Origin of the sequence: Castellaniella sp. (assembly GCF_049671645.1) — a bacterium.
GTDB lineage: Bacteria > Pseudomonadota > Gammaproteobacteria > Burkholderiales > Burkholderiaceae_B > Castellaniella.
On sequence record NZ_JBATVG010000014.1, the window covers coordinates 233,376 to 246,433 of the forward strand.

At 63.8% G+C, this 13,058-nt stretch carries 11 protein-coding genes; all 11 read right to left on the bottom strand.

The genetic code is table 11. The features are described 5' to 3' along the window. The 11 genes from nuoN to WBG56_RS05755 are packed head-to-tail and all read right to left on the bottom strand — an operon-like array spanning position 1 to position 13,057. Positions 1-1,485 carry an NADH-quinone oxidoreductase subunit NuoN gene (gene nuoN, locus WBG56_RS05705; protein ID WP_424266134.1) on the bottom strand — a complete coding sequence of 495 codons (1,485 nt, stop codon included), beginning with the start codon at positions 1,483-1,485 and terminating at the stop codon, positions 1-3. 12 nt (positions 1,486-1,497) lie between these two features. Continuing rightward, positions 1,498-2,985 (bottom strand): NADH-quinone oxidoreductase subunit M, encoded by a 1,488-nt coding sequence (locus WBG56_RS05710; protein WP_424266136.1) that lies wholly within the window; start codon positions 2,983-2,985, stop codon positions 1,498-1,500. An 11-nt stretch (positions 2,986-2,996) separates the two neighbouring features. Continuing rightward, on the bottom strand, positions 2,997-5,045 hold the full coding sequence (gene nuoL / locus WBG56_RS05715) for an NADH-quinone oxidoreductase subunit L (RefSeq protein WP_424266138.1): 2,049 nt from the start codon (positions 5,043-5,045) through the stop codon (positions 2,997-2,999). A 7-nt stretch (positions 5,046-5,052) separates the two neighbouring features. Further along, positions 5,053-5,361, bottom strand: coding sequence for an NADH-quinone oxidoreductase subunit NuoK (gene nuoK, locus WBG56_RS05720; RefSeq protein WP_424266357.1), 309 nt, complete (start codon positions 5,359-5,361; stop codon positions 5,053-5,055). Continuing rightward, the gene (locus tag WBG56_RS05725) at positions 5,361-5,990 is read right to left on the bottom strand and encodes an NADH-quinone oxidoreductase subunit J (RefSeq protein ID WP_424266140.1); all 630 of its coding nucleotides are present in this window, start codon (positions 5,988-5,990) and stop codon (positions 5,361-5,363) included. The genes nuoK and WBG56_RS05725 overlap by 1 nt, the downstream gene beginning before the upstream one ends. Positions 5,991-6,006: 16 nt before the next feature. Next, the gene (gene nuoI, locus WBG56_RS05730; protein WP_424266142.1) at positions 6,007-6,495 is read right to left on the bottom strand and encodes an NADH-quinone oxidoreductase subunit NuoI; all 489 of its coding nucleotides are present in this window, start codon (positions 6,493-6,495) and stop codon (positions 6,007-6,009) included. A 10-nt stretch (positions 6,496-6,505) separates the two neighbouring features. Continuing rightward, positions 6,506-7,579: an NADH-quinone oxidoreductase subunit NuoH gene (nuoH, locus tag WBG56_RS05735; protein ID WP_424266144.1), complete on the bottom strand. Its 1,074-nt coding sequence runs from the start codon at positions 7,577-7,579 to the stop codon at positions 6,506-6,508. Further along, positions 7,579-9,909: an NADH-quinone oxidoreductase subunit NuoG gene (gene nuoG, locus WBG56_RS05740; protein WP_424266146.1), complete on the bottom strand. Its 2,331-nt coding sequence runs from the start codon at positions 9,907-9,909 to the stop codon at positions 7,579-7,581. The genes nuoH and nuoG overlap by 1 nt, the downstream gene beginning before the upstream one ends. A 14-nt stretch (positions 9,910-9,923) precedes the next feature. After that, the gene (gene nuoF / locus WBG56_RS05745) at positions 9,924-11,294 is read right to left on the bottom strand and encodes an NADH-quinone oxidoreductase subunit NuoF (RefSeq protein WP_424266148.1); all 1,371 of its coding nucleotides are present in this window, start codon (positions 11,292-11,294) and stop codon (positions 9,924-9,926) included. Continuing rightward, on the bottom strand, positions 11,291-11,776 hold the full coding sequence (gene nuoE, locus WBG56_RS05750; protein ID WP_424266150.1) for an NADH-quinone oxidoreductase subunit NuoE: 486 nt from the start codon (positions 11,774-11,776) through the stop codon (positions 11,291-11,293). The genes nuoF and nuoE overlap by 4 nt, the downstream gene beginning before the upstream one ends. Before the next feature lie 27 nt (positions 11,777-11,803). Then, a complete protein-coding gene (locus tag WBG56_RS05755) occupies positions 11,804-13,057 on the bottom strand; it encodes an NADH-quinone oxidoreductase subunit D (RefSeq protein ID WP_424266152.1) in 1,254 nt (417 codons plus the stop codon). Position 13,058: the final 1 nt, after the last annotated feature.

Below are 13,058 nucleotides of genomic sequence, written 5' to 3' on the forward strand. Positions count from 1 at the left end.
TTAGAAATGCAGCGATTGCTGGATGACGTTGATGCACAGGGCCATCAGGCCGCCCGGCAGAATGCCCAGGCCGATCACCAGCAGGCCGTTCAGGGACATCACGCCGCGCGTGACCGCCGTGCCCGAGCTGAGGGTGACGCCGTCTTCCGGTTCGTCGAAGTAGGCCATCTTGACCACGCGCAGGTAATAGAAGGCGCCGATCACCGACATCAGAACGGCGAACACCGCCAGGGGCACGTGACCCGCGCCCACCAGGGCCTGCAACACCACGAGCTTGGCGTAGAAGCCGGACAGCGGCGGAATGCCCGCCAGCGAGAACATGGACAGCATCAGCACGCCGGCCAGCAGCGGGTTGCGACGGTTCAGGCCCTTCAGGTCGGCGATCTGCTCGCACTCGAAGCCCTGGCGCGACATCAGCATGATCAGGCCGAAGGTGGACAGCGTCGTCAGCACATAGATGACGATATAGAACAGCGATGCGCCATAGGCGGCCGAGCTGGCGCCCGCCTGGCCCTCGAAGACGCCCGACAGCAGGCCCAGGAAGACGAAGCCCATGTGCGAAATCGTCGAATACGCCAGCATGCGCTTGAAGTTGGTCTGGGCGATGGCCACGATGTTGCCGATGGCCAGCGACAGGGCCGCCATGATCAGCAGCATGGGCTGCCAGTCGATGGCGATGCCGTGCAGGGCTTCGATCAGCAGGCGCAGGGTGATGGCGAAGGCGGCGAATTTCGGCGCGGCCCCCACCAGCAGCGTGACCGTGGTCGGCGCGCCCTGGTAGACGTCGGGCGTCCACATGTGGAAGGGGGCGGCGGTCAGCTTGAACGCCAGGCCGGAGACGATGAACACCACGCCGAACACCAGCGGCAGGCGCTGCGCGCCGCCGTCGCGGATGACCTGGGCGATTTCCGCCAGGCCCAGCTGGCCGGTGGCGCCATAGATCATGGACATGCCGTACAGCAGGATGCCGGAAGCCAGACAGCCCAGCACGTAGTACTTCATGGCGGCCTCGGTGGCCGGCAGGTGATCGCGGCGCAGGGCCACCAGCGCATACAGGGCGAAGGACATCAGTTCCACGCCCAGGTACACGGTCAGCATGCTGCCGGCCGAGATCATGACGAATTCACCCAGCAGCATCAGCAGGGCCAGGGAATAGAGTTCCCCGCCGCGCGCCATCATGTCGCGTTTTTCCGCATAGGCGCGGCCGTAGATCAGCGTGACCGCCACGGCGATGGCCGACAGGATCTTCAGGAAGTGAGCCAGGGAATCGGTCACGTACAGGCCGCTGAAGGTGCGCCCCTGCACGCCTTCTCCCCACTGTCCCCAGGACACCAGCACCGCCACCAGCAAAGTGCCCATGGTCAGCATGAAGGTCATGCGCCGCTGGGGTTCATTACCGAAGGCATCGATCAGCAGCACGGCCCCGGTCAATACCAGCAGCACGATCTCGGGGGTCGCCAGCGCGAAGTCGAAAAGATTTTGCATCGTGATTCCGGTCTACAGTTTCGATTGAGCGACGTGATCCAGCAACGCCTGCACGGACGGGTGCATCAGATCGGTGAAGAAGCTGGGGTAGATCCCCATGAACAGGGTGAAGAGCGCCAGCAGGCCCAGGATCAGGAATTCCCGGCTGTTGATGTCCTTCATGCCGTCCACCTGCTCGTTGGCCACCGGGCCGAAGGCGACCCGCTTGACCATCCAGAGCGAATAGCCCGCGCCCCAGATCAGGGCGGACGCCGCCAGCAGACCGATCCAGAAGTTGTGTTGCACGGCGCCCAGGATCACGGTGAATTCACCCACGAAACCGCTGGTGCCCGGCAAGCCGGCATTGGCCATGGAAAACAGCACGAAGAAAGTGACGAAACGCGGCATGCGGTTGATGATCCCGCCGTAGGCGTCGATGCGGCGCGTGTGCAGGCGGTCGTACATGACGCCGATGCACATGAACATGGCGCCCGACACGAAGCCGTGCGAGATCATCTGAATGATGGCGCCTTCCAGGCCGGTGACGTTGAAGACGAAAAAGCCCAAGGTGACGAAGCCCATGTGCGCCACGGACGAATAGGCCACCAGTTTCTTCATGTCGTCCTGGACGATGGCGACCAGGCCGATGTAGATCACCGCCACCAGCGACAGGGCGATCATCATGCCCGCCAGGCTATGGGAGGCGTCGGGCGCGATCGGCAGCGAAAACCGCAGGAATGCGTAGGCGCCCAGCTTCAGCATGATGGCGGCCAGCACGATGGAGCCGCCCGTGGGGGCTTCCACGTGGGCATCGGGCAGCCAGGTGTGGATCGGCCACATCGGAATCTTCACGGCGAACGCGGCGAACAGCGCGATGAAGACGAACATCTGCTCGGTGTAGCTCAGGCGCAGCTGATGCCAGGTGGCGATGTCGAACGAACCGCCGGCCGCATGCCACAGGTAGATGAAGGCGATCAGGGTCAGCAACGAGCCCAGCAGCGTGTACAGGAAGAACTTGAACGCGGCATAGACCCGATTGGGGCCGCCCCAGGCGCCGATGATGATGTACATCGGGATCAGGGTGGCCTCGAAGAACACGTAGAACAGCATGCCGTCCAGCGCGCTGAAGACGCCGATCATCAGTCCCGACAGGATCAGGAAGGCGGCGTTGTACTGCGCCACGCGGGATTTGATGACTTCCCAGCCGGCCAGGATCACCAGAATGGTGATGAAAGCCGTCAGCAGCACGAACCAGACCGAGATCCCGTCGATGCCCAGGTGGTAGTTCAGGTTGAAGGCCTCGATCCACGGGGTGTTCTCGACGAACTGCATGTCCGCCGTCTTCGGATTGAAGCCCGTGTACAGGGGGATCGTCACCAGCAGGCCGACGATGGACCCCACCAGCGACAGCACCCGGGCGGGGCCCGGATTGTCGTCCCGGCCGGTCAGCAGCACCAGCAGCCCGAAGACAATCGGGACGAAGATCGACAGAGTCAGCCAGGGGAGTGTAGAAGACGCCATTTCGCTAGCCATCAATGAACCATCAGGACGAAGAATGTGAGAAACACCATGATGCCGATGATCATGGCGAAGGCGTAGTGGTAGATGTAGCCGGACTGCAGCAGGCGCGTCGTGGCGGCCGCGGCCCCCACCAGGCGGGCGCTGCCGTTGACGACGATGCCATCGATGATGCCGCGGTCGCCGCCCTGCCACAGGCCGCGCCCCAGATTGCGGGCGAAGCGGGCCAGGACCTGTTCATTGAACCAGTCGAAGTAGTACTTGTTGTCCAGCAGGCGATACACCGGGGCGAAGGCGCGGGCGATCGCCGCCGGCACGGCCGGGTTGATCAGCCAGCAATACCAGGCCACCACGAAACCGGCCAGCAGCAGCAGGAAGGGCACGGATGTCAGGCCATGCAGCCCGAAGCCCACCCAGCCGTGCCATTCCTCGGCCAGCGCCGCCATCGCCGGATGCTGTGTCAGCACGGTGATGGACTTGCCGAAGTAGCCGTTGAACAGCAGCGGATCGACGAACCAGATGCCCGCCACGACCGACATGAAGGCCAGGATGACCAGCGGCAGCGTGACCACCCAAGGCGATTCCTTGGGCTTGGCGCCGTGCAGCGCGTGGATGCTGGGGCCGTCGCCATGGCTGACCCAATGGCCTTCGCCATGGGCATGATCGTGGTCATGACCGTGATCGCCGTGACCTTCGTAGCGTTCCTTGCCGTGGAAGACCAGGAAGTACAGACGGAAGGAATACAGCGAGGTCACGAACACGCCCGTCAGGGTCAGGGCGTAGGCGAAGCCCGCGCCCGGGATGTTGGCGGCCTCGGCGGCGGCGATGATGCTTTCCTTCGAGTAGAAACCCGAGAAGAACGGCGTGCCCACCAGGGCCAGCGTGCCGATCAGCATGGTGATCCAGGTGATCGGCATGCGTTTCCACAGGCCGCCCATATGGCGCATGTCCTGGTCGTGCAGCATGCCCATGATGACCGAGCCCGAACCCAGGAACAGCAGGGCCTTGAAGAAAGCGTGCGTCATCAGGTGGAAGATCGCCACCGAATAGGCCGAAGCGCCCAGCGCCACGACCATGTAGCCCAGCTGCGACAGCGTGGAATAGGCCACGACGCGCTTGATGTCGTTCTGCACCACGCCCAGGATACCCAGGAACAGGGCCCCGAAGGCGCCGATCACCATGATGACCGACAGCGCGGTTTCGCTCAGCTCATAGATCGGTGAAAACCGCGCCACCATGAAGATGCCCGCCGTCACCATGGTGGCGGCGTGGATCAGGGCGGAAATCGGGGTCGGGCCTTCCATGGAATCGGGCAGCCAGACGTGCAGCGGGGCCTGGGCGGATTTGCCCATGGCGCCCACGAACAGGCACAGGCAGGCGACGGTCAGCATCTGCCAGTCGGTGCCCGGGAAGACGATGGCGCCCAGCTTGTCGGCCTGGGCGAAGACCTCGCCGTAGTGCAGGCTGCCGGCGTAGGCGTACAACAGGCCGATGCCCAGCACGAAGCCGAAATCCCCCACCCGGTTGACCATGAAGGCCTTCAGGTTGGCGAATACGGCCGACGGCTTGGAGTAATAGAAGCCGATCAGCAGGTAGGACACCAGGCCGACCGCTTCCCAGCCGAAGAACAGTTGCAGCATGTTGTTCGCCATCACCAGCATCAGCATGGAGAACGTGAACAGCGAAATGTAGGAGAAGAAGCGGTTGTAGCCGGGGTCTTCGGCCATGTAGCCGATGGTGTAGATGTGCACCATCAGCGACACGCCCGTGACCACCACCATCATCAGGGCCGACAGCGGATCGATCAGGAAACCGACCTCGTATTTGATGGTGCCGATCATGGACCAGGTGTAGATCGTGCCGTCGAAGGTCTGGCCGCCCAGCACTTGTTGCAAGACGACGAGCGAGCCCACGAAGGACACCGCCACCCCCAGGATGGCCAGGGTGTGCGTCCCCCGGCGCCCGAGCCACGAGCCCATGAAGCCCGTGGCGAACAACCCGATCAGCACGGCCGTCGCCAGCGGCGCCAGGGCGATCAACAAATAAAGACTTTGCGCAGTCATGACGCCCTTACCCCTTCAGCTGGTCGAGCTTGTCGACATTGATGGTGCTGAGATTGCGGAACAGCAACACCAGGATGGCCAGCCCGATGGCGGCCTCGGCGGCAGCCACCGTCAGCACGAAGAACACGAAGACCTGCCCGGCCGGATTGCCCGACCAGACGGAAAAGGCCACGAAATTCATGTTGGCCGACAGCAGGATCAGTTCGATCGACATCAGCAGCACGATCAGGTTGCGCCGATTCAGAAAAAAGCCGAAGACACCGATGGCAAACAGGATTGCCCCGACGATCAGATAATGGCTCAGTCCGATTTGCATCATTTTTCGGCTCCTTCGGATTCAGGGGCGGCGGGCGTATCCACCACCGACGGCATCTGCACGATACGGATGCGATCCGCCGCGGTCACGCGCACCTGCTTGCCGGGGTGCGTGCGTTTGTAGTCGCTGCGCTTGCGCATGGTCAGCGCGATGGCGGCGATCATCCCCACCAGCAGGATCAGGCCGCCCACCTGCACTGCGTAGGCGAAGTCCGTGTACATGGCCGTGCCCAGCGCCAGGGTGTTGTCGAAATTGTCGGCCGGCCGCTGCAGCGCCGGAGCGTCGCCCCAGGAACGCACGACCACGAACGCCATTTCCAGCACCATGATGCCGCCCACGGTCAGCCCCAGCGGCAGATAGACCTTCAGGCCGCTTTTCAGGCCCTCCGAGCGCATGTCGAGCATCATGACGACGAACAGGAACAGCACCATGACGGCGCCGACATACACGATGACCAGCGCCAGGGCCAGGAATTCTGCCTGGATCAGCATCCACATCATGGATGCCGTGAAAAAGGTCAGGATCAGGTGCAGCACCCCGGTGACGGGGCTGGTGGCCGTGATGACGCGAAACGCCGCCACGACCAGCACGATGGCCAGCAGATAGAACAGGATTGAATCAAAACTCATGGTCGGTCTTCCGGCATCAACGATAAGGCGCGTCGGCGGCGCGACGGGCGGCGATTTCCGACTCGTAGCGGTCACCCACGGCCAGCAGCATGTCTTTGGTGTAGTACAGGTCACCGCGCTTTTCGCCGTGGTATTCGTGCAAGTGGGTTTCCACGATGGCATCGGTCGGACAGGCTTCCTCGCAGAAGCCGCAGAAAATACACTTGGCCAGATCGATGTCGTAGCGCGTCGTGCGGCGGGTGCCGTCCTCGCGCTGCGTGGATTCGATGGTGATGGCCAGGGCCGGGCAGACGGCTTCGCACAGCTTGCAGGCGATGCAGCGTTCTTCGCCGTTTTCATAGCGGCGCTGCGCGTGCAGGCCGCGGAACCGGGGCGAGGTGGGCGTCTTTTCGACCGGATAGCGCAGCGTGATCTTGCGCTTGAAGAAATACTTGCCCGTCAGGCGCATGCCCTCGAACATTTCCTTCAACATCAGACTGCCGAAGAAGTCCTTGATTGCTTCCATGATGTACCCCTTACTGCCAGATGTTCCAGGGCGTCTGCATCCAGATCGCCACGATCACCAGCCAAACCCCCGTCAGGGGGATGAAGACCTTCCAGCCCAGACGCATGATCTGGTCATAGCGGTAGCGCGGGAAGGTGGCGCGGAACCAGATGAACATGGACACGACGAAGAAGGTCTTGAGGCCCAGCCAGATCCAGCCCGGAATCCAGGTGAAGGGCGCGAAATCCAGCGGCGGCAGCCAGCCCCCCAGGAACATGACCGCGGCCATGGCCGACAGCAGGATCATGTTGGCGTATTCGCCCAGGAAGAACAGGGCGAAGCCCATGCCCGAATATTCCACCATGTGGCCGGCGACGATTTCGGATTCGCATTCCGCCATGTCGAAGGGATGGCGGTTGGTTTCCGCCACCGAGGCGATCACGTAGATGATGAACAGCGGCAGCAGCGGCAGCCAGTTCCAGGACAGGATGCCGACCCCATGGCTGGCGAACCAGCCCGTGCCCTGCCCCTGGACGATGCCCGACAGGTTCAGCGTGCCCGACACCAGCAGCACCGTCACCATGACGAAGCCGACGGCCAGTTCGTAGGACACCATCTGGGCCGAGGCCCGCAGGGCCGAGAGCAGCGCGTATTTGGAGTTCGATGCCCAGCCGGCCACGATCACGCCATAGACGCCCACCGAGGTGATCGCCATGATGAACAGCAGCCCGGCATTGATGTTGGCCAGCACGACGTCGGGCTGGAACGGGATCACGGCCCAGGCCGCCAGCGCCGGCGTCAAGGTGACCACCGGAGCCAGGATGTACAGCACCGGATTGGCCTTGGACGGCACGATCAGTTCTTTGGTCAGCAGCTTGAAGACGTCGGCGAAGGGCTGCAGCAAGCCGCGATAACCCACGCGATTAGGCCCCAGGCGCACGTGCATGAAGCCGATCATCTTGCGTTCCCAATACGTCAGGTAGGCCACGCACAGGATGATGGGCACCGCGATGACGACGATCTTGACCAGGGTCCAGACGACCAGCCAGGGCGTTTCGCCGATCAGGCTCGTGCCGTAGGCGTTGAGGATATTCAACCAGTCCATTAACGTCGCTCCAGCTGGATGGCGCCCGAGCCCATGCCCAGGGCGGCAGTCTGTTCAAAGGCGCCGGCAACCCGCACGGCGCCGTCGGCCACGGTCTCGTCCAGGGCGGCGGTCAGGTCCGCCGCGCCGTGGGCGGTGGACACCCGCACGGCGTCGCCCGCCGACAATCCCAGGGATTGCAGGGTGGCGGCATTGGCCGCTGCCTGCGGCGGCGCGGAACTGACGTGTTCCTGCAGCGGCTGGGAACGGCGCACCAGCGCATCGGTGCGATAGATGGGCAGTTCGGCGACGCGCTCCAGCCCTTGGGCGGGCGCCGCCATGCCGGGAGCCAGGCGGATCTCGTTGGACAGGCGGCCATCGACGCCCCCCACCATCACCGTGTCGCGCACGGATTCGGAGGTTTCGTCATCGAAGCCCTGCAGCCCCAGCAGATTGCCCAGCACGCGCAGGACCTTCCAGCCCGGACGGGTATCGCCCACCGGAGCGGCCACGCCCTTGAAACTCTGCACCCGGCCTTCGGCATTGACGAAGGACCCGGATGTTTCCGTGAACGGCGCGATGGGCAGCATCACGTCGGCCCAGTCCTCGGCGGCGGAACGGAAGGCCGTGAAGGCCACCGCCATCGCCGACCCTTGCAGGGCGCGCACGGCGCGTTCGCCGAGTTCGCTGTCCAGGCGCGGCTCGGCGTGCAGGACCAGGTAGGCCTTCAGGGGGTCGCCGCCCAGCATGCGCCGGGCGTCCAGGCCGCCGTCGGTCGGCACGGCGCCGGCCAGATAGCCGCCCACCGTGTTGCCGCCCGGGGTCAGGAAGCCGAAACGGCCGCCGGCCAGCTGCGCGATCGCCTGAGCATTGGCCGCCAGCAAGGCGACTTGATCGTCGGAGACCGCCAGGTTGCCCAGGAAGACCGCAACGCGTTCGCCCGAAGCCAGGCTCTCGGCGATCGCCCGGGCGGATTCGCCCGGCTGCACGCCCGCCAGGCCTTCCGGCGCGGGCTGGGCTTTCAGCGCGGCCAGAGCCACGGCGATTTCACCCAGCGCCTGAACCAGGCCGGACGGCTTGACCGTCAGGCGGCCCGCGACCGGCACCAGCGGATCGGCCGCCACGCTGTCCACCAGGGACAACTGCATGCCGTGTTTAGCCGCCTGGCGCAGCCGTTGCGCCATCAAGGGGTGATCCTTGCGCAGGAAGGACCCCACGACCAGCGTGCGGTCCAGCGTGTTCAAGTCGGCGATCGGCATGCCCAGCCAGGGCGCGCCGCTGCGCACCGCGTCCAGGGCCGCGCCGTCGCCGCGCAGGCGGAAATCGATGTTGTCCGACCCCAGGGCGCGGGTCAGCCGCGCCAGCAGAGCGAGCTCTTCCAGGGTCGCCGTGTCGGCGCCCAGGGCGCCGATCTGCGCGGCGCCGCCGTCTTCCCGCACCTGATTCAGGCCGGTCACGACCGATTGCAGGGCATCCGTCCAGGACGCTTCATGCCATTGGCCGTCGCAGCCGCGCACCATGGGGTGCTGCAGACGGTCTTCGACGTACAGGCCCGCGTAGGAGAACCGGTCGCGGTCGCTGATCCAGCATTCGTTGACGGGCTCGTTTTCAAACGGCACCACGCGCAGCACGCGATCCATCTTGGACTGCACGACCAGATTGGCGCCCACGCTGTCGTGCGGGCTGACCGAGCGGCGGCGGGCCAGTTCCCAGGTCCGGGCGCCCATCATGAAGGGCTTGGACAACAACGCGCCCACCGGGCAGACGTCGATCATGTTGCCGGAGAGTTCGGATTCGACGGCCTCGCCCACGAAGGTGGTGATCTCGGAGAATTCACCCCGGTTGAGCATGCCGATTTCCATGATGCCGCCGATTTCCTGGCCGACCCGCACGCAGCGGGTGCAATGGATGCAGCGCTGCATCTGTTCGGCGGAAATCAGCGGGCCCATGGGTTTATGGAAGACCACGCGCTTGGTTTCCTTGTAGCGCGAGGCGGATTCGCCATAACCCATGGCCAGATCCTGCAGCTGGCATTCACCGCCCTGGTCGCACACGGGGCAATCCAGGGGGTGATTGATCAGCAGGAATTCCATGACCGCGCGTTGGGCGGCCACGGCCTTTTCCGAACGCGTGTGCACCACCATGCCGTTGGTGACGGGCGTGGCACAGGCCGGCAGTTGTTTCGGGGCCTTTTCGACCTCGACCAGACACATGCGGCAATTGGCCGCGATGCTGAGCTTCTTGTGATAGCAGAAATGCGGGATGTACAGCCCCGCCGCGTGGGCAGCCTGGATGACCATGCTGCCTTCTTCGGCTTGAACCTTCAGCCCGTCGATGGTGAGTTCTACCATGGCGTGTCCTGACCCTACAGATACTTGGCGACCACACAATCCTTGTGGTCGACGTGGTGGACGAATTCGTCGCGGAAATGCTTGATGAAACTGCGCACCGGCATGGCGGCGGCATCGGCCAGGGCGCAAATGGTGCGGCCCATCATGTTGTGCGCCACCGAATCGAGCGTTTCGATGTCTTCCATCGTGCCCTGGCCGTGTTCCATGCGCTGCATCATGCGATACAGCCAGCCCGTGCCCTCGCGGCAGGGCGTGCACTGGCCGCAGGATTCTTCCATGTAAAAGTACGACAGGCGCATCAGCGATTTGACCATGCAGCGGGTTTCATCCATGACGATGACCGCGCCGGACCCCAGCATGGACCCGGCCTTGGCGATCGAGTCGTAGTCCATGTTGGTGTTCATCATGATGTCGGCGGGCAGCACCGGCGAAGACGAACCGCCGGGGATGACGGCCTTGAGCTTGCGACCACCCTTCATGCCGCCGGCCAGTTCCAATAGTTTGGAAAACGGCGTGCCCAGCGGAATTTCGTAGTTGCCGGGCAGTTCGACGTCGCCGGAAATGGAAAAGATCTTGGTCCCGCCGGCCTTTTCGATGCCCAGTTCCAGGTAGGCCTGAGCGCCCACCTGAAACACGAACGGCACGGCCGCGAAGGTCTCGGTGTTGTTGATGGTGGTGGGCTTGCCGTACAGGCCGAAGCTGGCCGGGAACGGCGGCTTGAAGCGCGGCTGGCCCTTTTTGCCTTCCAGGGATTCCAGCAAGGCGGTTTCTTCCCCGCAGATGTAGGCGCCGAAACCATGGTGCCCGTGCAGCTGGAAGGAAAAGCCCGAACCCAGGATGTTGTCGCCCAGGAAACCGGCCGCGCGGGCCTGCTCCAGGGCTTCTTCAAAGCGGGTGTAGACGTCGAAGATTTCGCCGTGGATGTAGTTGTAGCCCACGGACGCCCCCATCGCGAACCCGCCGATGATCATGCCTTCGATCACGGAATGCGGGTTGTAGCGCAGGATGTCCCGATCCTTGAAGGTGCCGGGTTCGCCTTCGTCGGAATTGCAGACCACGTATTTCTGGACGGGCAGATTGCGCGGCATGAACGACCATTTCAGGCCCGTGGGGAACCCGGCGCCGCCCCGCCCTCGCAGGCTGGACGCCTTCAGTTCGGCGATCACTTCGTCGGGCGTCATGCCGGTGGTCAGGATCTTCTTCAGGGATTCATAGCCGCCCCGGGCGATGTAGTCCTGGATCCCCCAGTTGTCGCCGTCCAGGCCCGCCAGAATCTGCGGCTGGATGTGGCGGCCGTGAAAGATCATGCTGCGTGAGGCATCGTCGCCCAGGTTCGGATTCAGCGCATCCGTGCCGTATTTCTGCAAAACATCCAGGGCGCTCATGCCGACTCCTTCAGGTCGCGGATCAGGGCGTCGATTTTCTCGGGCTGCATGCGGCAGCACATGTGCTTGCCATTGGCGAGCACCACCGGCGCATCCCCGCAGGCCCCCATGCATTCGCCTTCGGCCAGGGTGAACAGGCCGTCGGGCGTGGTTTCATGGAAGCCGATGCCCAGTTTTTCCTTCAGGTATTCGGCCGCCTGCGCGCCGCCTTGCAAGGCACAGGGCAGGTTGGTGCAGATGGTCAGGGTGTAGCGGCCCACCTGATGGGTGTTGTACATGGAGTAGAAGGTCGCGACCTCCTGGACCGCGATCGGCGGCATGCCCAGGTAGCCGGCCACGTCGCGGATGACTTCCGGCGACACCCAGCCTTTTTCGGTCTGGGCGATGGTCAGCGCGGCCATCACGGCGGATTGTTTCTGGTCCGCCGGATATTTGGAGATTTCCCGGTCGATGTCCCGGTAGGCTTGTTCGGAAAGCAGCATCGTCATAGTCCTGTGGTGTCCGGGCGGCTAGCGGTCGATTTCGCCAAACACGATGTCCTGGGTGCCGATGATCGTCACCACGTCGGAAATCATGTGGCCCTTGGACATTTCTTCAAGCGCATGCAAGTGGGCGAAACCCGGCGCGCGGATCTTCAGGCGGTAGGGCTTGTTGGCCCCGTCGGACACCAGGTAGATGCCGAATTCGCCTTTGGGGTGTTCCACGGCGGCGTAGGCTTCGCCTTCGGGCACGTGCATGCCTTCCGTGAAGAGCTTGAAGTGGTGGATCAGGTCTTCCATGCCGGTCTTCATGCTTTCCCGCGTGGGCGGCGCGACCTTGTGGTTGCCGGTGATCACGGGGCCGGGATTGTTGCGCAGCCATTCGACGCATTGGCGGATGATGCGGTTGGACTGACGCATTTCCTCGATGCGGCACAGATAGCGGTCGTAGCAGTCGCCGTTCTTGCCCACGGGGATGTCGAATTCCATCTTGTCGTAGACTTCGTAGGGCTGCTTTCTGCGCAGGTCCCATTCGATGCCCGAGCCGCGCAGCATGGGGCCGGTGAAACCCAGCGCCAGGGCGCGTTCGGGCGACACGACGCCGATGTCCACCAGGCGCTGCTTCCAGATGCGGTTTTCCGTCAGCAGGACCTCGTATTCGTCCACGCAGGCGGGAAAGCGGTTGGTGAAGTCTTCGATGAAATCCAGCATCGAGCCGGAACGCGCTTCGTTCATGGCCCGCAGTTCTTTGTCGGACCGGTATTTCGAGCCCTTGTATTGCGGCATGGTGTCGGGCAGGTCGCGATACACGCCACCGGGCCGGTAGTAGGCCGCGTGCATGCGGGCGCCGGACACGGCTTCGTAGCAGTCCATCAGGTCTTCGCGTTCGCGGAAGGCATACAGGAACACGGCCATGGCGCCCACGTCCAGCGCGTGCGAGCCCAGCGACATCAGGTGGTTCAGGATGCGGGTGATTTCATCGAACATCACGCGGATGTACTGCGCCCGCACCGGCACCTGGATGCCCAGCAGGCGCTCGACCGCCATGCAGTAGGCGTGTTCGTTGCACATCATGGACACGTAGTCCAGACGGTCCATGTAGGGCAGCGTCTGCAGGAAGGTGCGCGTTTCCGCCAATTTTTCGGTGGCGCGGTGCAGCAGGCCGATGTGCGGGTCGGCGCGCTGGACGACTTCGCCGTCCAGTTCGAGCACCAGGCGCAGCACCCCGTGCGCAGCCGGGTGCTGCGGGCCGAAGTTCAGGTTGTAGTTCTGGATCTCTGCCATA